14 protein-coding genes are annotated in these 22,067 nt (G+C 71.7%); 4 read left to right on the forward strand and 10 right to left on the reverse strand.

Translation table 11 applies throughout. The annotated features are described in order from the left end of the window. Window positions 1-321: 321 nt before the first annotated feature. Window positions 322-678 (forward strand): hypothetical protein, encoded by a 357-nt coding sequence (locus tag GA0070608_RS02995; protein ID WP_091621227.1) that lies wholly within the window; start codon window positions 322-324, stop codon window positions 676-678. Between the two features lie 63 nt (window positions 679-741). Here the strand turns inward: GA0070608_RS02995 and serA are convergent, their stop codons facing one another. The 5 genes from serA to GA0070608_RS03020 form a co-directional block, all read right to left on the reverse strand. Further along, window positions 742-2,340 carry a phosphoglycerate dehydrogenase gene (serA, locus tag GA0070608_RS03000; RefSeq protein WP_091621229.1) on the reverse strand — a complete coding sequence of 533 codons (1,599 nt, stop codon included), beginning with the start codon at window positions 2,338-2,340 and terminating at the stop codon, window positions 742-744. Between the two features lie 257 nt (window positions 2,341-2,597). Then, on the reverse strand, window positions 2,598-3,611 hold the full coding sequence (gene ilvC / locus GA0070608_RS03005; RefSeq protein WP_091621231.1) for a ketol-acid reductoisomerase: 1,014 nt from the start codon (window positions 3,609-3,611) through the stop codon (window positions 2,598-2,600). Between the two features lie 127 nt (window positions 3,612-3,738). Further along, window positions 3,739-4,254 carry an acetolactate synthase small subunit gene (gene ilvN / locus GA0070608_RS03010; protein ID WP_091096900.1) on the reverse strand — a complete coding sequence of 172 codons (516 nt, stop codon included), beginning with the start codon at window positions 4,252-4,254 and terminating at the stop codon, window positions 3,739-3,741. Window positions 4,255-4,315: 61 nt separating this feature from the next. Further along, on the reverse strand, window positions 4,316-6,202 hold the full coding sequence (locus GA0070608_RS03015) for an acetolactate synthase large subunit (RefSeq protein ID WP_091621233.1): 1,887 nt from the start codon (window positions 6,200-6,202) through the stop codon (window positions 4,316-4,318). A gap of 272 nt (window positions 6,203-6,474) precedes the next feature. Then, the gene (locus GA0070608_RS03020) at window positions 6,475-8,811 is read right to left on the reverse strand and encodes a putative bifunctional diguanylate cyclase/phosphodiesterase (protein ID WP_091621235.1); all 2,337 of its coding nucleotides are present in this window, start codon (window positions 8,809-8,811) and stop codon (window positions 6,475-6,477) included. A 128-nt stretch (window positions 8,812-8,939) separates the two neighbouring features. On the opposite strand from GA0070608_RS03020, the gene ilvD reads away from it, so the two are divergent. After that, window positions 8,940-10,787 (forward strand): dihydroxy-acid dehydratase, encoded by a 1,848-nt coding sequence (ilvD, locus tag GA0070608_RS03025; protein ID WP_091621238.1) that lies wholly within the window; start codon window positions 8,940-8,942, stop codon window positions 10,785-10,787. A gap of 52 nt (window positions 10,788-10,839) precedes the next feature. Here the strand turns inward: ilvD and GA0070608_RS03030 are convergent, their stop codons facing one another. From GA0070608_RS03030 to GA0070608_RS03050, 5 genes are all read right to left on the reverse strand, one after another. Continuing rightward, the gene (locus tag GA0070608_RS03030) at window positions 10,840-11,376 is read right to left on the reverse strand and encodes a hypothetical protein (protein ID WP_091621240.1); all 537 of its coding nucleotides are present in this window, start codon (window positions 11,374-11,376) and stop codon (window positions 10,840-10,842) included. A 301-nt stretch (window positions 11,377-11,677) separates the two neighbouring features. Further along, a complete protein-coding gene (locus GA0070608_RS03035; protein WP_091621242.1) occupies window positions 11,678-14,188 on the reverse strand; it encodes a glycoside hydrolase family 2 protein in 2,511 nt (836 codons plus the stop codon). Beyond that, a complete protein-coding gene (locus GA0070608_RS03040) occupies window positions 14,185-15,039 on the reverse strand; it encodes a carbohydrate ABC transporter permease (RefSeq protein WP_411970807.1) in 855 nt (284 codons plus the stop codon). Before GA0070608_RS03040 ends, GA0070608_RS03035 begins: the two co-directional genes overlap by 4 nt. A 29-nt stretch (window positions 15,040-15,068) precedes the next feature. Continuing rightward, window positions 15,069-16,085 carry a carbohydrate ABC transporter permease gene (locus GA0070608_RS03045; protein ID WP_091621247.1) on the reverse strand — a complete coding sequence of 339 codons (1,017 nt, stop codon included), beginning with the start codon at window positions 16,083-16,085 and terminating at the stop codon, window positions 15,069-15,071. A 78-nt stretch (window positions 16,086-16,163) separates the two neighbouring features. Next, window positions 16,164-17,453, reverse strand: coding sequence for an ABC transporter substrate-binding protein (locus GA0070608_RS03050; RefSeq protein WP_091621250.1), 1,290 nt, complete (start codon window positions 17,451-17,453; stop codon window positions 16,164-16,166). Window positions 17,454-17,705: 252 nt separating this feature from the next. Here GA0070608_RS03050 and GA0070608_RS03055 point away from each other — a divergent pair, with 252 nt between their 5' ends. Continuing rightward, window positions 17,706-18,725 (forward strand): LacI family DNA-binding transcriptional regulator, encoded by a 1,020-nt coding sequence (locus GA0070608_RS03055; RefSeq protein ID WP_091621252.1) that lies wholly within the window; start codon window positions 17,706-17,708, stop codon window positions 18,723-18,725. A gap of 297 nt (window positions 18,726-19,022) precedes the next feature. Continuing rightward, the gene (locus tag GA0070608_RS03060) at window positions 19,023-22,034 is read left to right on the forward strand and encodes a carbohydrate binding domain-containing protein (protein WP_091621254.1); all 3,012 of its coding nucleotides are present in this window, start codon (window positions 19,023-19,025) and stop codon (window positions 22,032-22,034) included. Window positions 22,035-22,067: the final 33 nt, after the last annotated feature.

Below are 22,067 nucleotides of genomic sequence, written 5' to 3' on the forward strand. Positions count from 1 at the left end.
GGCTGCCCGGCCTCGCGTCGTCGGGGTGCGGCCGAACGCGCGATCGGCCCCCACGGTCTCGGCAACGACCGTGAGGGCCGGTCAGCGACGAGTGCGCGTGGCTCGCGCAATCGAGGGGTGCGGGCCGGCCGGCCGGACGTCGACCTCGTCACCCGAAGACGGGCCTACGCCACGAGCTCGGCCAGTGACCGCACCGGTACGCTAGCGAATCGACGCAACTCAACGCAAGGGTCTCCACAGCGGACCGTCGCAACAGGAGCATGGCGATCCGGCGACGGGGTGATTTCGACGCGGTGAACGGCGGATGGCACGCTGTCCGCCGTGAGTTTCGACCTGAGCGTGTGGGCCCTGGCGGACGGGGCGACACCCGAGGACGTGCGGGCGGCGGTGCTGCGGTGCCGGCAGGGACAGCACGTCGAGCGCCACCCCGACCCGCGGGTGGTGGCGTTCTACCGGGCCATCACCAACAGCTACCCGGACCGGCCGGCCGGCCCGGGCACCCCGTGGGCGGTGACGCCGCTGCACGCGGCCAACGACCACGTCGAGCTGAACCTGCACCCGACCTGCGAGGACCAGGTGCTGCTCGACATCGAACGGCTGGCCGGCGCGTACGACCTGATGCTCTTCGACGTGCAGGACGGCTCGGTCTACCCGCCGCCGGCCCGGCTGACCGGCTGACCGCTGGCCCGTACGACAAGGGGGCCCGGCGGATCCGCCGGGCCCCGCTGTCGTGCGTTCAGGTCACTCGTCGCGCAGGTCCGCCGCGCTGGCCGCGACCGCGCCGATCGAGTCCGCCGCCGAGGTGAGCAGGTCGGCGCCGAGCGCCTGGTCGACGGTGAGGGTCATCAGGGTCTCACCGCCGGCCTCCCGGCGGGCCACCTGCATCGCCGCGATGTTGACGCCGGCCTCGCCGAGCAGCGTGCCGACCGTGCCGACGACGCCCGGACGGTCGACGTAGCGCAGGAAGACCAGGATGCCCTCCGCGCCGATCTCCACGTCGAAGCCGTCGACCTCGGTCAGCTTGATGACGTCGCGGGCGCCGGCGGTCGTCACGGTGCCGGAGACGCTGACCGTACGGCCGTCGGGCAGCGCGCCGCGGACGGTGACCAGGGTGGGCTGGTCGACCGTGTCGGCCTGGGCGACCAGCGTGACCTCGACGCCGCGCTCGGCGGCGAGGTGCGGGGCGTTGACGTAGGTGACCTGCTCCTCGACCACCGAGCTGAACAGCCCCTTGGTGGCGGCGAGCTTCAGCACCGACACGTCGTGGTTGACGATCCCGCCGCGCACCTCGACGGTGACGCTGGCGGCCACCCCGCCCGCGACGGCGGTGAAGGCCCGGCCGAGCTTCTCGGCCAGCGGCAGCAGCGGCCGGACGTCCTCGGCGACCACGCCGCCGGCCTGCACGTTCACGGCGTCCGGCACGAACTCGCCCTGCAACGCCAGCTTCACGCTCTTGGCCACGGCCAGGCCGGCCTTGTCCTGCGCCTCGCCGGTGGAGGCGCCCAGGTGCGGGGTGGCCACCACGTTGTCGAGGCCGAACAGCGGCGAGGAGGTGCAGGGCTCCTTGGCGTAGACGTCCACGCCGGCGCCGGCGACCCGGCCCTCGGCGATGGCGTCGGCCAGGGCCTGCTCGTCGACCAGCCCGCCCCGGGCGGCGTTGATGATCCGGACGCCCGGCTTGACGACGGCCAGTTCCTTCTCACCGATCAGGCCGACGGTCTCGGGGGTCTTCGGCAGGTGGATCGAGATGAAGTCGCTCTCCCGCAGCAGCTCCTCCAGGCCCACCAGGCGGACGCCGAGCTGGGCCGCGCGGGCCGGCTGGATGTAGGGGTCGTACGCGATCAGCCGGGTGCCGAAGGCGGCGATCCGCTGGGCGAAGAGCACGCCGATGCGGCCGAGGCCGACCACGCCGACGGTCTTGCCCTGGATCTCGACGCCGGTGTACTTCGACCGCTTCCACTCCCCCGCCTTCAGCGCGGCGCTGGCGCTGGCGGTGTTGCGGGCCACGGCGAGCAGCAGCGCGAGGGCCTGCTCGGCGGCGGAGACGATGTTCGAGGTGGGAGCGTTGACGACCATGACGCCCCGCGCGGTGGCGGCCGGCACCTCGACGTTGTCCAGACCCACGCCCGCCCGGGCGACGACCTTCAGCCGGGGCGCGGCGGCGATCGCCTCGGCGTCGATCTGGGTGGCACTGCGCACGATGACGGCGTCGGCCTCGGAGAGCGCCGAGAGCAGGGCCGGACGGTCCGTGCCGTCGACGTGGCGGACGTCGAAGTCGTGGGCGAGCACCTCGATGGCGGCGGGGGCGAGTTCTTCGGCGATCAGTACGACAGGAGTCATTGGTCCTCGTAGTTGTCGTCAGAGCGGTGGGCCGGGGCTGCGGGACGCCGCGCTGCGCCCCGTGCTGATCCGGGCCATGGCCGTCAGGTGCCGGCTACGCACCTACCCCGCGATCGTAGGTGGCCGGCCGGCCGGCAGGTCCCGGACCGTGGGGTGAGTGCCCTCACAACGGGTGACGGCCGGTGGTGGTGCGGAAAGGGGGACGGCCCGGTCCGGGCGCCGGGGAGAGCGCCCGGGCCAGGCCGCCGGGGTGTACGTCAGGCGGTCTCGGTGATCGGGCGGTCGACCCAGCTCATCATCCCGCGCAGCTTGCTGCCGGTCTCCTCGATCGGGTGCGCCGCGCCCTCGGCCTGCCACTTGCTGAAGTTGGGCCGGCCGGCCTCGTCCTCGGCCACCCACTCCCGGGCGAACTCGCCGGACTGGACCTCGCTGAGGATCTTGCGCATCTCCTCCTTGACCCGGGCGTCGATGACCCGCGGGCCACGGGAGAGGTCGCCGTACTCGGCCGTGTCGGAGATGCTGTAGCGCATCTTCGCGATCCCGCCCTCATACATGAGGTCGACGATCAGCTTCAGCTCGTGCAGGCACTCGAAGTAGGCCACCTCGGGGGCGTAGCCCGCCTCGGTGAGCACCTCGAAGCCGGTCTGCACGAGCGCCGCCGCGCCGCCGCAGAGCACCGCCTGCTCGCCGAAGAGGTCGGTCTCGGTCTCCTCGGTGAAGGTGGTCCGGATGACGCCGGCCCGGGTGCCGCCGATGCCCTTTGCGTACGACAGGGCGAGGGCGAGGGCGGTGCCGCTGGCGTCCTGCTCGACGGCGACCAGGCAGGGCACGCCCTTGCCGTCGGCGTACTGGCGGCGGACCAGGTGGCCCGGGCCCTTCGGCGCGACCATCGCCACGTCGACGTCGGCCGGCGGCTTGATCAGGCCGTAGCGGATGTTGAAGCCGTGGCCGAAGAAGAGCGCCTTGCCGGGGGCCAGGTTCGGCGCGATCGACTCGGCGTAGATGCCGCGCTGGGCGGTGTCCGGGGCGAGGACCATGATGACGTCGGCCTCGGCCGACGCCTCGGCCGGCGTGAGCACCCGCAGGCCCTGCTCCTCGGCCTTGGCCCGGCTCTTGGAGCCCTCCGGCAGACCGACCACCACGTCGACACCGGAGTCGCGCAGCGACAGCGCGTGGGCGTGGCCCTGGCTGCCGTAGCCGATCACGGCGACCTTCCGGCCCTGGATCAGGCCCAGGTCGGCATCGTCGTCGTAGTACACCTCAACGCTCATGATTTCCCTTTCGTACGGCGGCCCGGGCGGCCCGTCGTGGATCTGTGCGGTGTCGGTCCCAGGTGGCGTACGACGCCGGCCTGGTCGGGCGGTCTCGGCCGGCGCGTGCCGGCCCGGTCGGGTGGGGTCAGGCGGCCCGGAGCGCGGGCCCGGCGGTGATGGAGCGCGAGCCGCGCCCGATCGCCACCAGCCCGGACTGGACCATCTCCTTGATCCCGAAGGGTTCGAGGTCGCGCAGCAGCGCGTCGAGCTTGTCCGGGGTGCCGGTGGCCTCGATGGTCAGCGTGTCCGGCGCCACGTCGACCACCCGGGCCCGGAACAGGCCGACCGTCTCCAGCACCTGGGCCCGGGCCGCGCGGTCGGCGCGCACCTTGACCAGGAGCAACTCCCGGGCGACCGAGACCTGCGGGTCCAGCTCGACGATCTTGAGCACGTTGACCAGCTTGTTGAGCTGCTTGGTGACCTGCTCCAGCGGAGACGACTCGGCGTTGACCACGATGGTGATCCGGGATACGTCCGGGTTCTCGGTCTCCCCGACGGCGAGGCTGTCGATGTTGAAGCCGCGCCGGGAGAACAGGCCGGAGACCCGGGCCAGGACGCCCGGCTTGTTCTCCACCAGCACGGACAGGGTGTGCATGGTCATCGCTGTGCCTTCCTTGTCATGCCCTCATGGCCCTCACTACGTTCGGTGCGATCGGTCATGACTACATGTCATCCTCGTCGAAGGCCGGGCGGACGCCCCGGGCGAACATGATCTCGTCGTTGCTGGTGCCGGCGGCGACCATCGGCCACACCATCGCGTCCTTGCCGACGACGAAGTCGATGACCACCGGGGCGTCATTGATCTCCATGGCGGCCGCGATGGTGCGGTCGACGTCCTCGGCGTTCTCGCAGCGCAGCCCCACGCAGCCGAGCGCCTCGGCGAGCTTCACGAAGTCGGGGATGCGGTGCTTGTGGGTGCCGAGGTCGGTGTTGGAGTAGCGCTCCCCGTAGAACAGGGTCTGCCACTGCCGCACCATGCCGAGGTTGCCGTTGTTGATCACGGCGATCTTGACCGGGATGCCCTCCAGCGCGCAGGTGGCCAACTCCTGGTTGGTCATCTGGAAACAGCCGTCGCCGTCGACCGCCCACACCACCGTGTCCGGCCGGCCGACCTTCGCGCCCATCGCCGCCGGCACCGCGTAGCCCATCGTGCCGAGGCCGCCGGAGTTCAACCAGGTGTACGGCTGCTCGTAGGAGATGAACTGCGAGGCCCACATCTGGTGCTGGCCGACCCCGGCGACGTAGACCGCGTCCGGGCCGACGAGCTCACCGAGCCGCTTGATCACGTACTGCGGGGAGAGAGTGCCGTCGGACGGCTCCTCGTAGCCCAGCGGGTACCGCTTGCGCAGGTCGTCGAGCTGGGTCCACCAGTCGGCCAGGTCGACCCGCCGGCCGGCCGCCTGCTCGGTGGTCACCGCCGCGATCAGCTCGTCGATGACGTTGCGGGCGTCGCCGACGATCGGGACGTCCGCATGCCGGTTCTTACCGATCTCGGCCGGGTCGATGTCGGCGTGCACCACCGCCGCGTCCGGGGCGAACGAGTCCAGCCTGCCGGTGACCCGGTCGTCGAAGCGGGCGCCCAGGGCCACGATCAGGTCTGCCTTCTGCAGGCCGTAGACCGCGGAGACCGTGCCGTGCATGCCGGGCATGCCCAGGTGCTGCGGGTGCGAGTCGGGGAACGCGCCGAGCGCCATCAGCGTGGTGACCACCGGGATCCCGGTCAGCTCGGCCAGCCGGCGCAGCCCCTCGGTGGCACCGGCCTTCAGCACACCACCGCCGACGTAGAGCACCGGGCGCCGGGCGGTGGCCATCAGCCGGGCCGCCTCGCGGATCTGCTTGCCGTGCGGGTGCAGGGTCGGCCGGTAGCCGGGCAGGTCCAGCGTCGGCGGCCAGGTGAAGGTGGTGGGCGCCTGGAGGACGTCCTTGGGGATGTCGACCAGGACCGGCCCGGGCCGGCCGGTGGCCGCCAGGTGGAACGCCTCGGCCAGCACCCGGGGGATCTCCTCGGCCTCCTGCACCAGGAAGTTGTGCTTGGTGATCGGCAGGGTGATGCCCTGGATGTCCGCCTCCTGGAAGGCGTCCGTGCCGATCGAGGGCCGTGCGACCTGACCGGTGATGGCCACGATCGGCACCGAGTCCATGTACGCGTCGGCGATCGGGGTGACCAGGTTCGTCGCGCCGGGACCGGAGGTGGCCATGCAGACCCCCACCCGGCCGGTCGCCTGGGCGTAGCCCGTCGCCGCGTGCCCGGCGCCCTGCTCGTGGCGGACCAGGATGTGCCGGACCGTCGAGTCGTAGAGCGGGTCGTACGCCGGCAGGATCGCGCCGCCCGGGATGCCGAAGACGACATCGACGCCGAGCGCCTCAAGGGACCGCACGAGCGAACCGGCGCCGCTGACCTGGGCCGGGGCGGGTGTGCGTACCCCCGGGACGGCCGGGGTGGCCGCGGCGCGGGCGGTGCCGGCGGGCTCGGCGTCGCTCGCGGGCTCGGCGGACGTGCGGGCCCGCCGGGCGGAGTGGGCGAGTGTCTCTGGCGTGGGTCTCGTCATGGCGGTTCAAAGCCTTCGGCTGGAGTGGTTCAGGCTGTTTCGAGCGGTGTGACGCGGGCTACCTCGCCCGCGCCGGTGGGTCCGACGGCAACAAAAAAGCCCACGTGCAGGATGCACGGGGCCAGCGCACTCTCGGTGGGAGAGTGCGCTCAGGTAAGTACTCGCAGCGACCGGTACGACGACATGCGAACCAGCCTGACGTATCTCACGCGATGAGTCAACTGATCCCACATGTTGGTTAACGGATCATCGTTTTTCACCCGTCCGGGTGCCTAGGAACCCCGTTCCACCTGCGCGGACCCCTGCTCAGACCGGCGCAGGGCGGGCAGCGTCGGCAACCGCCGGGGCGGCGGCGACGCGGGCGGGCCGGGCGGTGCCGGGGTCGGGGTCAGGGTCGGGGCCCGGCGGGCGCCGGCCGGCGTGGCCGCCTCCAGCATCGCCTCCAGGTGCTCGGCCGGCACGCCCCAGCCGAAGAGTGCCCCCTGGCCGAACCGGCAGCCGGCGGCAACCACGGCGGCCAGTTCGGTCGGCGTGGTCACCCCCTCGGCGATGACCTCCAGGCCGAGCTGGTGGCCGAGCCGCATGACGATGTCGACCATCGGCGCGAACGCCGGGCCGTCCCTGCCCACCGGCCGCACCGGCTCGTGCTCGGCGACCAGCCCGTGGTCGATCTTGAGAATGTCGATCGGCAGGCGGCGCAGCTGCCCGAGCGAGGAGTAGCCGGCGCCGAAGTCGTCCAGCGCGATCCGTACGCCGGTCCGCCGCAACGCCGTCAACCGCCGGATCAGCTCGTCCAGATCCGTCGCGACGGCGTGCTCCGTGACCTCCAGCACCAGTCGCTGCGGCGGCACGTGGTGGGCGCGCAGCGCCTCGGCGACCTGGACCACGTACTCCGGGGCGTGCAGCTCACGGGGGGACACGTTGACCGAGACCCAGACGTCGTGACCGTCGGCCAGCCAGCGGGACAGCTGGTGGCACGCCTGGTGCAGCACCCAGGCGCCCAGCTTGGCGATCATCCCGCACTCCTCGGCCAACGGGATGAACTCGTCCGGGCCGACCTTGCCCAGCACCGGATGGCGCCAGCGCAGCAGTGCCTCCGCGCCGACCGGTCGCACCGAGGGCAGCGAGGCCACCGGCTGGAACACCAGGCGCAGTTCGTCGCGCTCGATCGCGCCGCGCAGCTCGTGTTCGAGCGTGGTGCGCCGGCGCAGCAGTTGGTCGTACGCGGCGTCGTAGCGCTCGATCCGGTTCTTTCCGCGTTGCTTGGCGTAGCGCAGCGCCAGGTCGGCGTGGCGCAGCAGCAGCTCCACGTCGGGCTCGCCGGCCCAGCCGGCCACGCCGATGCTCACCGACAGGAAGACCGGCCCCTCCGGCTGGTCGTAGCCGCGTCCGAGCACGCCGAGCAGGCGCTCGGCGACCCGGTCCGCGTCAGCCGGGCAGCCGTGCATCAGCACCGCGAACTCGTCACCGCCGAGCCGGGCCGCCACGTCACCGGGGCGCAGGTTGGCGCGCAGTCGCTCGCCCACCTCGGCCAGCACCGCGTCGCCGACGTCGTGGCCGCGCATGTCGTTGACGTGCTTGAATCCGTCGAGATCGAGACCGAGCAGGACGCAGGGGGCGCCGGCCTCGGCACACCGGTGCAGCGACTGCAACAGCCCTCGCCGGTTGGCCAGCGCGGTCAGCTGGTCGGTGTGCGCCAGCTCGCGGAAGTGCGCCTCACGCTCGGCCAGCCGTCGGGCATAGCCGCGCACGTCGCGCAGCGTCAGATATTGCCGGGTCACCAGGGCGAAGCCCTCCACGCTGCCGGCGACGATGCCGAGCGCGTCGAACCGGCCGTCCTGGAGCAGGTGGTACATCGCCGAGGCGGCCATGGCGAACATCGGGACGAACGCGTACGCGCCGTCGCGGCGGATCAGGTCGAGGGACGCCTGGGCCACCGCGTCCAGCCGGCGGGCGGCCAGCGCGGCGGCGAGCAGGCCGGCGGCGAGCGCTCCCGCCCCGACCAGCACCACGCCCGGACCGGCCTGGCAGAGGCCGCTGGCGATGCCGAGCCCGCCGCAGGTCACGGCGGTGGCCCCGGCGCCGAGCCAGCCGGCTCGACGACGCGACGGCGGGGCGCGGAACGCCACGATCAGGGCGAGCCCGGCGGTCACGGCCGCGCTGACCGTGGCGAGCAGAATGGGCGCGCAGGCCACCGGGGTGGCGTCGCCGAGCAGCCGGGTCGGCTCGGAGAAGAGCACCCAGCCGACGAACCAGAACGCCGCCGCCATCACCAGGCCGTCGAGCGCCAGCCGGGCCGTGGCAGCCGCGGTGGAGGCCACGCCGGGCAGCCGGAGCAGCCCGGCGGAGAAGATCAGCCCGGTGACCGCCGTGCCGATCGAGACGATGCCGGCCAGGCCGGTGCGCCGGTCCGGCGGGGGCCCCTCGTGCCCGGCGGTGGAAAGCGCCACGGCCACCCCGAGCAGCAGGGTGACCAGCGCCACCCCGGACGCGGCGGCGAGCAGCGCGTACGCCTGGCGGTGCGGGCCGGTGCGGCGTCGGGCGTCGGCGGCCGACAGCGTGGTGGCCGCCGCGGCGACCAGCCCGCACAGCACCACGGCCGCGACCATGACCGGGGGGAACCGCACGCCTCAACTGTGCCGGATGCGCGCCCCGCGTGGTGCCCCGGGTGTGCATCCTTTGGGACACGGCACGCACTGCGGACGGCCGCCCCGGCGGCGGTGTAACACTGGTGGGCATGCCTGAGCTGCGGTCGAAGACCTCCACCCACGGTCGGATGATGGCCGGCGCCCGGGCCCTCTGGCGGGCCACCGGGATGACCGACGACGACTTCGGCAAGCCGATCGTCGCCATCGCCAACAGCTTCACCCAGTTCGTACCCGGTCACGTGCACCTCAAGGACATGGGCGGCCTGGTCGCCGACGCGGTGGCCGAGGCCGGCGGGGTGGGCCGCGAGTTCAACACCATCGCCGTGGACGACGGCATCGCCATGGGCCACGGCGGCATGCTCTATTCCCTGCCCAGCCGGGAGCTGATCGCCGACGCGGTCGAGTACATGGTCAACGCGCACTGCGCCGACGCCCTGGTCTGCATCTCCAACTGCGACAAGATCACCCCAGGCATGCTGCTGGCCGCCCTGAGGCTGAACATCCCGGCCGTCTTCGTCTCCGGCGGCCCGATGGAGGCCGGCAAGACGGTGGCGATCGAAGGGATCGTGCACTCCAAGATCGACTTGATCGACGCCATGATCGCCTCCTCCAACGAGGCGGTCACCGACGACCAGCTCGGCGAGATCGAGCGCTCGGCCTGCCCGACCTGCGGTTCCTGCTCCGGCATGTTCACCGCCAACTCGATGAACTGCCTCACCGAGGCGATCGGCCTGGCCCTGCCGGGCAACGGCTCGACGCTGGCCACCCACGCCGCGCGCCGGTCGCTCTTCGTCGAGGCCGGCCGCACCGCCGTGGAGATCGCCAAGCGGTGGTACGACGACGACGACGCCTCGGTGCTGCCGCGCGCCGTCGCCAGCCGGGCCGCGTTCGACAACGCCGTCGCCCTGGACGTGGCGATGGGCGGCTCGACCAACACGATCCTGCACCTGCTCGCCGCCGCCCGCGAGGCCGAGATGGACTTCGACGTCGCCGACATCGACGCCATCTCCCGCCGGGTGCCCTGCCTGTCCAAGGTCGCGCCGAACTCCCCGCAGTACCACATGGAGGACGTGCACCGGGCCGGCGGAATCCCGGCCCTCCTCGGCGAACTGGACCGCGCCGGCCTGCTCAACCGGGACGTGCACGCGGTGCACTCCCCCAGCCTGGAGCGCTGGCTCGCCGACTGGGACGTCCGGGGCGGGTCGGCGACGCCGGAGGCGACCGAACTGTTCCACGCCGCCCCCGGCGGGGTGCGCACCACCGAGCCGTTCTCCACCACCAACCGCTGGTCGTCGCTGGACACCGACGCCGCCGGGGGTTGCGTGCGGGACCTCGCCCACGCCTACAGCGTGGACGGCGGGCTGGCCATCCTGCACGGCAACCTGGCGCCGGAAGGTTGTGTGGTGAAGACCGCCGGGGTGCCCGAGGAGTGCCTGACGTTCCGGGGTCCCGCCAAGGTCTACGAATCCCAGGACGACGCCGTCGAGGCGATCCTCAACAAGCGGATCGTCGCCGGCGACGTGGTGGTGATCCGCTACGAGGGGCCGAAGGGCGGCCCCGGCATGCAGGAGATGCTCTACCCCACCTCGTTCCTCAAGGGCCGGGGGCTGGGCCGGTCCTGCGCGCTGCTCACCGACGGCCGTTTCTCCGGCGGCACCTCTGGGCTCTCCATCGGACACGCCTCCCCGGAGGCGGCCTCCGGCGGGCTGATCGCCCTCGTCGAGCCCGGCGACGAGATCGTCATCGACATCCCGGCCCGGTCGATCGAGCTGAACGTGGCCCCCGAGGTGCTGGAAGCCCGCCGGATCGCCCAGGAGAAGCGCGACAAGCCGTACACGCCGGTCGACCGGCAGCGGCCGGTGTCGGCGGCGCTGCGCGCGTACGCCTCGATGGCCACCTCGGCCAGCGACGGCGCCTACCGTCGCGTCCCGGAGTAGGCGTGGGATGGCCCCTGCCGCCGCTCCGGCGTGCGGCAGGGGGCCGCCTGCCTCAGTACCCGACCAGGGCGATGACCAGCGAGGACACCGCGGCCACGAGCAACACCGCGCCGGTGCCGAGGCCGACCACCGCGCTCACCGCGACGGCGCGGGCCCGGGCCACCGGAGCCGCCGCCAGCGCCACCGCCGTCACCAGGGCGGCGACCACGTGAATCAGCGGGTAGTCGATCAGCGTCGCGACCGGGAACAGGTGCACGCCCACCACGAGGGCGACCCAGACCGGGATCAGGTCCCGTCGACGCCGCAGGGCGAGCAGCCCGGCACCGAGTGCCGCGACGCCGAACTCTATGCCCACGACGATGCCGAAGGTGGGACTGGTGTCGGCGTCGAAGGCCGTCGGTTCGGCCCAGCGCCGCCAGGTGAGGATCCCGCCGGCAATCGCGGTGAGCAGCGAGAGCACCGATCCGACGCCGAGGAACGGTCGCCAACTCCTGGGCGGCGCGTCCTGGGCCCAACCGAACCAGCTGGACGCGAAGAAGCCGAACACCACGGCCGTGGCCGACGCGTCACGAATGTGCTCCGCGATCATGCTTCTCCCCTGGGTGGTGCGGCGTTGGACGCAGGTCGGGCTCCCACCACAGCGGTAACCCGATCTTGGTAGATCCTTCCCCCAGGGACCGGGCCGCCTGCCGTCGGGGTCGCTTGAGCTGCCCAGGAACGACCAGCCGGCTCCAACCGGACACGCGCCGCGTACGTAGCTTCACCCGCCGCCGCTGCCTGATCCGCCCCGCCTCTGGCAGCACGACCGAAGATCTTGGTCAGGGATGGCCCCTCCGGGGGCCGTTTCCTGCCAAGATCTCCGTCGCAGCACCGGGGAGGGGGCCGCCGGGTCAGTCGGTGATGATGTCGTTGACGCAGCGCAGCACGGGTCGGGCGGTCAGCGCTGCCGGGTCCAGCGGCGCGTCGCAGCGCACGGTGAAGGTGGCCGACTCACCCGGCAGCAGGGTGACCAGTGCCTCGTCTACCTCGGCCGCCGGGTCCAGCCGGTCCGGGAAGAGGGTCAGGTCGCGCAGCACCGTCCGGGCGGTGACCCGGACCTGCTGCCCGCCGTCGATTGACTCGACCGTCGCGTCGTACCGGGCCGCCGGTCGGTCCGCGTCGCGGTCCTCGGCGAAGAACCAGAGCGCCCGCTCCCCGCGCCCGTCTCCGAGGTGACCGACGACGCGCTCCGTGCCGCCCGCCTCGGCCACCAGCAGCTCGCGGCGGGCCTGCTCCGGCCGCGCCAGCTCAGCCGGCAGTGCCAGCGTCACCGAGGAGTACGCGGGGACGTCCAGCTCCAGCGTGGTCTTGGCCCGTGGCTCGCCGGTCAGGGTCAGCCGGCTCACCGAGGCGGTCGCCCGCCACGGGGTCGACCCGTCGTTGACCGCCACCAAGGCCAGCCCACCCTCGCGGGGCTGGACGGTCAGCAGTCGGTCCGCGTACGCCCGGCGCAGCGCGTACCACAGCGGTTTGCGGCGGCCGTCGCCGTCGACGGCCGACCAGGAGGTCACCGGCCAGCAGTCGTTGAGCTGCCAGACGATGGTGCCCGCGCAGACGTCCCGGTGGGAGCGGAAGTGCTCCACCGCGAGCTGGATGGCGCGCGCCTGGTTGAGCTGGGTCAGCCAGTGCCAGTCGTCGAAGTCCGCCGGCTCCGGCAGGTGGGCGTCGAGGCCCCGCCGGAGTTTGGCGTCCCCGTCGATGGCCTTCTGGTGGTGCGCCATGCCGGGCGAGTCGGGCGCGAGGGGCTGGTCCGACAGGGCCCGGCGCAGCGTCGCGTACGCGGGTGGGGCCTGGTAGCCGAACTCGGCGACGAAGCGTGGCACGTACTCGCGGTATTTGGTGTAGTCGTCGGTGTTCCAGACGTCCCAGATGTGCGTGGTGCCATGCGCCGGGTCGTTGGGGTGGATCTCCTCGCTGCCCGACCACGGGCTGCCCGGCCAGTACGGCCGCGTCGGGTCCAACTCGCCGACGATGCGGGGCAGCAGGTCCAGGTAGTAGCCGCGCCCCCAGGTGCGCCCGGCGAGGGGCTCCTGCCAGTCCCAGTCGTGCCAGCCCCAGATGTTCTCGTTGTTGCCGGTCCAGAGCACCAGCGACGGGTGCGGTGCGAGCCGGAGCACCTGCTCGGCGGCCTCGGCGGCCACCTCCGCGCCGAACGGTTCCTCCTCGGGATAGGCGGCGCAGGCGAAGAGGAAGTCCTGCTGCACCAGCAGCCCCGCCTCGTCGGCCAGGTCGTAGAAGTCGTCCGACTCGTACCGGCCGCCGCCCCAGACGCGCAGCAGGTTGATGTTCGCCCCGGCGGCCTGGTCGAACCGGTGCGCCAGCCGGTCCCGGGTGATCCGGGTGGGGAAGGCGTCGTCGGGGATCCAGTTGACGCCCCGGACGAAGACCGGGGTGTCGTTGACGTGCAGGGCGAACGGCGTGCCGTGCGCGTCGGGGGTGGTGTCGAGGCGCACCGACCGAAAGCCGACCCGCCGCGACCAGTCGTCCAGGCGTTCCCCGTCCGGCCCGCACAGGGTCACCGCCAGCTCGTAGCGGCGCTGCTCGCCGTACCCCCGGGGCCACCACAGCGCGGGGTCGGCGACGGTGAGGACGAGCACGGCAGTGTGCTCCCCGGCCGGGATCGTCGCCTCGGCCGTCGCGCCGGAGACGGTCGCCCGCACGGTGAGCGGAGCGTCCCCAGCCCGCACGGTAAGCGGAGCGCCCCCGGCCCGCTCGATGTCGACGTGCAACTCCACCCGGCCGTCGCCGGCCTCGACGGTCACCAGGGGACGTACGGCGGCCAGCCGGGCGGTGGACCAGGCGTGCAGCCCGATCTCCTGCCAGATGCCGGCGGTGACCAGGGTCGGCCCCCAGTCCCAGCCGAAGTTGCAGGCCATCTTGCGGATGAACGGGAACGGCTCCGGGTAGGCGTTCGGCCGGTCCCCGAGCCGGTCCCGGTGCGCCTCGGCGTAACGGTAGGCGGAGTCGAGGCGTACGCCGAGGGTGTTGGAGCCGGCGACCAGCGAGGACCGGACGTCGAAGCGATAGCCACGGTGCATGTTCTCCGTGCGGCCGACCTCGGTGCCGTTGAGGGTGAGCGTGGCGACGGTGTCCAGGCCGGCGCAGACCAGGTCGACCCGCTCGTCGGCGCACGGCTCGTGGGCGAAGGTGGTCTCGTAGACCCAGTCGGTGCGGCCGATCCAGGCCAGCGCCTTCTCGTTGTCGTCCAGGTACGGGTCGAGGATCAGGCCGGCGGCGAGCAGGTCGGTGTGCACGCAGCCGGGGACGGTGGCCGGCACCGCGCGGCCCGCGATCCCGGCCGGTACCTGCGGTCCGGGTACCGCCCGCAGGGTCCAGCCCTCGTGCAACGCTCGCCGGGTCACGACTTCACCGCACCTTCCATGATTCCGCGGACGATCTGACGGCCGCCGATGAAGAGCATCACCAGCAGCGGGAGGGTGGCGACCAGGGCGCCGGCCAGTACCCGCCGGTACAGCACGTAGTTGCCGCTGGCGAGGTCGGAGAGGGCGACCATCGAGGTCGGGTAGTCGGTGCCGCCAAGGGTGATCAGCGGCCACTGGAACTCGTTCCAGGTGGCGACGAACGTCAGCAGGCCGAGCACCGCCATGGCGGGCCGGACCGCCGGCACCACCACGCTCCAGAAGATCCGCATGGTGCTCGCGCCGTCCATCCGCGCGGCCTCGACCAGCTCGTCGGGCACCGCGTCGAGGATGAACTGCCGCATGTAGAAGACGCCGAACGCGCTGACCAGGCCGGGCACGATCACCGCGAGAAGGGTGCCGTTCCAGCCGCCCTCGCCGGGCATCCGACCCATCAGGATGTAGAGCGCGACGACGCCGAGCTGGTTCGGCACCGTCATGGTCAGGATGACCATGACCATCAGCGCGTTACGCCCCTTGAACCGCAGCTTGGCGAAGGCGAAGCCGGCCAGCGAGCAGAAGAAGAGCACCGAGGCGGTCACCACCGTCGACACGATCACGCTGTTGCCGAGCGACTGGAGGAAGAACACGTCCTGCATGGAGAAGACCTCCCGCAGGTTGGTGACGAGCTGCCCGCCGGGCAGCACCTGCGGCGGGATCTTCGCCAGCGCCTCGTCGGTGTTCGTGGCGATGACGAACATCCAGTAGAGCGGGAACGCCGAGAACGCGATCACGACGCTCAGGAACAGGTAGGTCCGGACGCTGCCGGGCAGGTGCTGCGGCGCCCGCCCCATCAGCGCCGCCCGCCGGGAGTTCGAAGCGCTCATTTTCTTCCACCGCCCAGGCGGTTGGTGACCAGGGCGTTGACCGCCGCGACGATCAGGATGACCAGGAAGAGGGCCCACGACATGGCGGCGGCGTAGCCGAGGTTCAGGTCCCGCCAGCCGACCTTGTAGATGAGCTGCGCGACGGTCTGCCACTGCCCGTCGTCGCCGCCGAGGCCCAGGGCCGGGTTGGAGTCGAAGAGCATCGGCTCGGTGAACAGTTGCAGGCCGCCGATGGTGGAGAGCACGACGGTGAAGATGACCACCGGCCGGATCATCGGCACGGTGATCCGCCACAGTTGGCGCCACGGCCCGGCGCCGTCGACGGCGGCGGCCTCGTAGACGTCGCGCGGGATGGACTGCATGGCGGCCAGGTAGAGCAGCGCGTTGTAGCCGATCCACTTCCAGTTGACCATGGTGGCGATGGCGATCCAGGAGGACCACTTGGCGGACCGCCAGTCGATCGGCTCGGTCCCGCCGATGCCGAGCAGCGACAGCGCCCAGTTGGCGATGCCGGTGTCCCGGGCGAAGACCACGGAGAAGATCAGCGTGGAGGCGGTCACCGGGGTGATGTACGGCAGCAGCACTCCCACCCGGAACCAGGTCTGGGCCCGTAGCTTCCGGTTCAGCAGCGACGCGACGATCAGCGCCAGCAGCAGTTGGGGCACGGTGGAGAGCAGGAAGATGCCGAAGGTGTTGGCGAGCGCGTTGAAGAAGTCGTCGTCGGTGAAGAGGCGGCTGAAGTTCTCCAGCCCGGCCCAGCCGGTGAGCGCCGGGTCGTCGAGCCGCCAGTGGCGCAGCGCGACGACGCCGTTGAACACGATCGGGAAGAGCCCGAAGACCGCGAAGAGCAGGAAGAACGGGGCGATCAGCAGGTACGGCGCGTAGCGCACGTCGAAGCGGTACAGCCGGTTGCGCCAGCGGCCCGGCTCGGGTCGGCGGCTGCGGCGGTCAACCGACGTGTCGGCGTCCCGGCCGGATTGGGGGGCTGCGGGGGCGGCACGGGTGGTGGACATCGGGGCACCTCCAGGGGACCGGGCGGGACGGCCGGTCGGGACGGGGCTCGGCGGCGGCCCGCCCCGACCGGCGTACGGTCAGGACTTGGCGGCCTTCTCGGCTTCCTTGACCGCCTCGGTCCACGCCTGGTCGGTTTTGCCCTTCAGGTTTCCGGTGGCCAGCCGGTTGAGCACGTTCTCCACCGCCACCCGGGTCGGGCCGTTCTTCTTGCCGAGGTACTGCGGGGTCAGGTTCTCCGCCGTCTTCGAGAAGATCTGGCCGACCGGGGCGTTGTTGAAGAAGGGGTTGGTGAAGTCCCTGATCGCCGGGTCCTGGTAGAGCGCCGGCTGCGAGGGCAGGTTGCCGACCTTCTTGAAGATCTCGATCTGCTGCTCGGGCTGGACGAGCCACTCCACGAACTTGTATGCAGCGTCGACGTTCTTGCCCTGCTTGGGGATGGTCAGGAACGAGCCGCCCCAGTTTCCGCCGCCGCCGGGGATCGCGGCCACGTCCCACTTGCCGCTGGTGCCGGGGGCGGTGTTCTTGATGTGCCCCTGCATCCAGGCCGGGCAGGCGAGCACGGCGAAGTTGCCCTTGACGAAGCCGCTGTTCCACTCGGGCGAGAACGCGGCAAGGTTGGCCGAGAGGTCGGCGGCGACGGTCCGGGCCGCCACGTCGAAGGCGACCTTCGGGCCGCCGTCCATCTTCAGCGCGTCGCTCTCGTCGTAGAAACCGACGGGCTGCTGCCCGAGGACCGGGTTGAAGATGTTGGTGCCGGAGTCGATGAACTTCTTGCCGCTCTTGGCGGTGTACCGCTGACCGACCTGGATGAAGCTGTCCCAGGTGGGCCAGAGCGCGGAGACCTGGTCGCGCTCGGTGGGTAGCCCGGCGGCCTTGAACAGGTCGGTGCGATAGCACATGGCCAGGCCGCCGACGTCGGTGCCGAGGCCGATCTGGGTCTTGCCGTCGGGCGTCAGGGTCTGCGTCCACTTCCAGGGCAGGTACTTCTGCTCATACGTGCCGGCGCCCTTGTCGAGCAGGTTGACGAACTTGTCGGCTTGGCCGCGGAACTGGACGACGAAGCCCTCGTCGACGGCGGCGATGTCCGGCGCGCCGGAGCCGGCGATGAGCTTCTTCTGCAGGTCCTCGTGCTGGGCGTTGTACTCGCCGGTGTTCAGGCTGATCTTGACGTTCGGGTTGGCGTCCTCGTACTTCTTCTTGAGTTCGTCGAGCCCGAAGTCACCCCAGAAGTTGATTTTCAGGCTGACGGGGCCGTCGGCCCGGGAGCCGCCGCCACCCCCGCTGTTGCCACTGCACGCCGCGACCATGACCAGGCTGACCGCGCCGACCGCGGCCGTCCTGACCCAGTGCGTCAAGGACCGTCTCATGTCATCCTCCGCGCCAGATGGGAACGCTCCCGACATCGAGAGACGTTGACTGAACCGGATAAGTGACGCCACCGTACGGGCCAGTTTTGACAGTGTCAACGAATGCTTAACCGGGAAAGTCGTTGACCATGAGGGTGTCGCACGCCGGTCGGACCGGACCGGCGGCGACCGGTGCAGTAGCGTGGGTCGCCGCCGGTCGCCCCGGCTTCGTGGTGACACCCCGCCCGGGCGGGAGAGTGGAGGAGCACGCCGGTGAAGCGGCCCACGATCGCCGACGTCGCCCGCCGCGCCGGGGTCTCCAAGGGAGCGGTGTCCTACGCGCTGAACGGCCAACCGGGGGTCTCCGAGGCCACCCGGCAGCGGATCCTCGCCATCGCCGCCGAGATCGGCTTCAACCCGAGCCGGGCCGCCCGCTCGCTCTCCGGGGCCACCGCCGACGCGGTCGGTCTCACCCTGTGCCGCCCGGCCCGCACGCTCGGCATCGAGCCGTTCTTCATGGAGCTGATCAGCGGCGTCGAGGCCGAGCTCTCCGCCCGGTCGTACGCGCTCACCCTCCAGGTGGTGGCCGACCAGGAGGCGGAGGTCGCGGTCTACCGTCGGTGGTGGGGCGAACGCCGGGTCGACGGCGTCCTCGTCTGCGACCTGCGCACCGACGACCGCCGGGTGCCGGTGCTGGAGGAGCTGGGCCTGCCTGCGGTGGTGATCGGCGGCCCGGACGGCACCGGCGGGCTGGCCAGCGTCTGGTCCGACGACGCGGCGGCGCTGGTGGAGACCGTGGAATACCTGGTCGCCCTCGGCCACCGCCGGATCGCCCGGGTCGGCGGGCTGCCCGCCCTGCTGCACACCGAGATCCGCACCGAGGCGTTCGCCCGGGTGTGCCGGCGGCTGGGGCTGGCCGACGCGGTCACCGTCCCGTCGGACTACACCGGCGAGGAGGGGGCGCGCGCCACCCGCCGGCTGCTCAGCTCGGCCACCCGCCCCACCGCCGTGATCTACGACAACGACGTGATGGCGATAGCGGGGCTGTCGGTGGCCCAGGAGATGGGCCTCGCCGTGCCGGCCGAGGTGTCCATCGTGGCCTGGGACGACTCGCCGCTCTGCCAGCTCGTGCACCCGCCGCTGACCGCGCTCGGCCGGGACATCCCGGCGTACGGCGCGCACGCCGCCCGGCAGCTGCTCGCGGTGATCGGCGGCTCGCCGGCCAGCCGCGTCCAGGACGAGACGGCGCACCTCACCCCCCGGGGCAGCACGGCACCGCCCCGCGCCAACTGAACCGGTTCAGCCCAACCCCACCCGGACCGACCCCAGTCGGCGCGCACCCCACCCCCGCACGGTGGCGTGCCCGCCGGCTGAGGGCCGCCGTCCCACCCGCTGTGAACTCCTGGTGTCAAGACGTTGACGGTGGTAACTTTCTCGTTACTGCAAGACCTTGCAGAAACATTCGTCTCTCTGTGACGCGATACGTCACATCCCTGTCCGGATCGGGCAACCATCCTCCCGCTGACGACTGTTCCCGCAAGGCACCCCCGTCCCGTCGGCCCCCGCCGACAACACCCCCGAGGAGGTCCGATGCGCCCCAGCACCGGACGACGACGACGGATGATCGGGGCCGCGCTGGCCGCCGGGCTCACCGTCGGGCTGGCCCCGCTCAGCACGGCCGCCGCCGCGAACTCCGTGACCGTCTACTACCGACCCCCCACCGCCTGGACCGGGCAGGTGAACATCCACTACGCCCCGAACGGCGGCGCATGGACGGCCGTCCCCGGGGTGGCGATGGAGACCGCGTGCGCCGGCTGGCGCAAGCGCACCGTCGACGCCGGGACCGCCACCGGCCTCCAGGTGGTGTTCAACGACAACGCCGGGACCTGGGACAACAACAGGGGCGCGAACTACCGCACCGGCACCGGCACGGTGACCGTCGCCGACGGCGTGGTCGGCACGGGCGATCCCTGCGGCACCCCCACACCGACGCCCACCCCGACGAACCCGCCGACCGGCCGGACGGCCGACGTCTGGTACCACGTCGGGACCAAGGGCTGGACCACCGCGAACATCCACTACCAGCCCGCCGGCGGCGCCTGGACCACCGTCCCCGGTGTGCCGATGGAGGCGGGCTGCACCGGTTGGGCCCGCCGGGTGGTCGACCTCGGCACCGCCACCACGCTCCGGGCGGCTTTCAACAACGGCGCCGGAGCCTGGGACAACAACAACGGCGCGGACTACACCATCGGCTCCGGGGTGAGCACGGTAAAGGCGGGGGTGGTGACCGCCGACGCGGCCTCACCGTGCCCGCCCGACAGCCCGGACACGACGCCGCCGTCCACCCCCACGGGGCTGGGCGCGACCGCGAACGGGCTGCGGGTCGCCGTCTCCTGGGCGGCGGCCACCGACGACCGGGCGGTCACCGGTTACCGGCTCACCCGCACCGGCGGGCCGCAGGGCACGGTCACGGTGACCACCGCCGGCACCAGCCACGTCGACAACGCGCTGAGCCCGGACACCCGGTACGAGTACACCGTCCAGGCGTACGACGCGGCCGGCAACACCTCCCCGGCCAGCGCCCCCGCCGCGGCGACCACCGGCAGCACCCCGCCGCCGCCACCGGCCGGCACACCGCTCGGCGGCGATCCCCGCGAGGACAGCATCTACTTCGTGATGACCGCCCGGTTCGCCGACGGCGACAGCACCAACAACCGGGGCGGCAGCCAGCACGTGAGGTCCGGCAACGCGGCCAACGACGACCCGATGTTCCGCGGCGACTTCAAGGGTCTGATCGACAAGCTCGACTATGTCAAGGGGCTCGGCTTCTCCGCCCTCTGGATCACCCCGGTCGTGCTGAACCGGTCCGACTACGACTTCCACGGCTACCACGGCTGGGACTTCTTCCGGGTCGACCCGCGTCTGGAGAGCCCCGGCGCGACCTACCAGGACCTGATCAACGCCGCGCACGCCAAGGGCATGAAGATCTTCCAGGACGTGGTCTACAACCACAGCTCCCGGTGGGGCGCCAAGGGCCTGTTCACCCCCACCGTGTACGGCGTCCGCGACGAGCAGTGGAAGTGGATGTACAGCAGGCCGGAGGCGGGCCGCGAGTACGACCCGACGGTCGAGCACTCCGGCACCGACCCGGAGCTGACCCCGGCGCAGAACGCCCTCGCCAAGGGCCGGCCATACAACGGGGACGTCTGGTCGACCACCGCGCCGGCCGGCAACCAGTGCCCACGCTGGGGCGCCCCGGCCGGCACCAGCCCCGAGGGCTTCCGGCTCTACGAGTGCCAGTGGCCGACCCCGACCAGCAAGCTGTTCCCGGCCGACCTCTACCACCAGTGCTGGATCGGCAACTGGGAGGGTGAGGACTCGCGCAGCTGCTGGCTGCACGAGGACCTGGCCGACTTCAACACCGAGAACGCCACCGTGCAGAAGCACCTGATCGACGCGTACAACCGGTTCATCGACATGGGGGTGGACGGCTTCCGGATCGACACGGCCGTACACATCCCCCGGGTCACCTGGAACCGCCGGTTCCTGCCGGCGATCCAGCAGCACGCGCTGGCCAAACACGGCGAGAAGGGCCGGGACTTCTACGTCTTCGGCGAGGTCGCCGCGTTCGTCAACGACAAGTGGAACCGCGGCTCGGTCAACCACTCGGCGCAGTTCTTCACCTGGAAGGAGCGCAGGGACTACAGCCCCGACGACGTGCGGGCCGCGATCGAGCAGTACGACCACGAGCAGCTGATCGGCCCGAGCGGGCAGCCCACCACCGACAACGCGTTCCTGCGCGGCAACACGTACCACGCGCCGGACCGCTCGAAGTTCTCCGGCATGAACGTCATCGACATGCGGATGCACATGAACTTCGGCGACGCGAACAACGCCTTCGGCAACGGCAAGGACTCCGACGACAGCTACAACGACGCCACCTACAACGTCGTGTACGTCGACAGCCACGACTACGGCCCAAACAAGTCGAACACCCGGTACACCGGAGGCACCGGCGCCTGGGCGGAGAACATGAGCCTGATGTGGACGTTCCGGGGGATCCCGACGCTCTACTACGGCTCGGAGATCGAGTTCCAGAAGGGCGCGAGGATCGACTGCGGGCCGAGCTGCCCGCTGGCCACCACCGGCCGGGCCTACTACGGCGGCCACCTGGCGGGCACGGTCACCGCGACCGACTTCGGCCGGGTCGGCTCCGCCACCGGGCCGGTGGCCGCCACGCTGGACAAACCGCTGGTCAAACACGTGCAGCGGCTCAACCAGATCCGCCGGGCGGTGCCGGCCCTGCAGAAGGGGCAGTACTCGACCGAGGGGATCAGCGGCAACTCGATGGCGTACAAGCGCCGCTTCACCGCAGGCGCGGTGGACAGCTTCGCGCTGGTGACGGTCTCCGGGAGCGCGACGTTCACCGGGGTGCCCAACGGCCGGTACACCGACGCGGTCACCGGCGACGTCCGGACGGTCACCAACGGGACGCTGACGGCGAGCGTCAGCGGACAGGGCAACCTGCGGGCGTACGTGCTGGACCTGCCGGGTAACCCGGCGCCGGGCAAGGTCGGCGAGACCGGCCCCTACCTGCGGTGACTGCGGTGGCGGGGCGGCCGTGCCGGCCGCCCC

The sequence above is a fragment of the Micromonospora peucetia genome (assembly GCF_900091625.1).
Lineage (GTDB): Bacteria > Actinomycetota > Actinomycetes > Mycobacteriales > Micromonosporaceae > Micromonospora > Micromonospora peucetia.

Coding starts and splice junctions, on each gene's coding strand:
- serA (WP_091621229.1), bottom strand. CDS start 2,340: ATGACTCCTGTCGTACTGATCGCCGAAGAACTCGCCCCCGCCGCCATC.
- ilvC (WP_091621231.1), bottom strand. CDS start 3,611: ATGAGCGTTGAGGTGTACTACGACGACGATGCCGACCTGGGCCTGATC.
- ilvN (WP_091096900.1), bottom strand. CDS start 4,254: ATGACCATGCACACCCTGTCCGTGCTGGTGGAGAACAAGCCGGGCGTC.
- GA0070608_RS03015 (WP_091621233.1), bottom strand. CDS start 6,202: ATGACGAGACCCACGCCAGAGACACTCGCCCACTCCGCCCGGCGGGCC.
- GA0070608_RS03020 (WP_091621235.1), bottom strand. CDS start 8,811: ATGGTCGCGGCCGTGGTGCTGTGCGGGCTGGTCGCCGCGGCGGCCACC.
- ilvD (WP_091621238.1), top strand. CDS start 8,940: ATGCCTGAGCTGCGGTCGAAGACCTCCACCCACGGTCGGATGATGGCC.
- GA0070608_RS03030 (WP_091621240.1), bottom strand. CDS start 11,376: ATGATCGCGGAGCACATTCGTGACGCGTCGGCCACGGCCGTGGTGTTC.
- GA0070608_RS03040 (WP_411970807.1), bottom strand. CDS start 15,039: ATGGGGCGGGCGCCGCAGCACCTGCCCGGCAGCGTCCGGACCTACCTG.
- GA0070608_RS03045 (WP_091621247.1), bottom strand. CDS start 16,085: ATGTCCACCACCCGTGCCGCCCCCGCAGCCCCCCAATCCGGCCGGGAC.
- GA0070608_RS03050 (WP_091621250.1), bottom strand. CDS start 17,453: ATGAGACGGTCCTTGACGCACTGGGTCAGGACGGCCGCGGTCGGCGCG.
- GA0070608_RS03060 (WP_091621254.1), top strand. CDS start 19,023: ATGCGCCCCAGCACCGGACGACGACGACGGATGATCGGGGCCGCGCTG.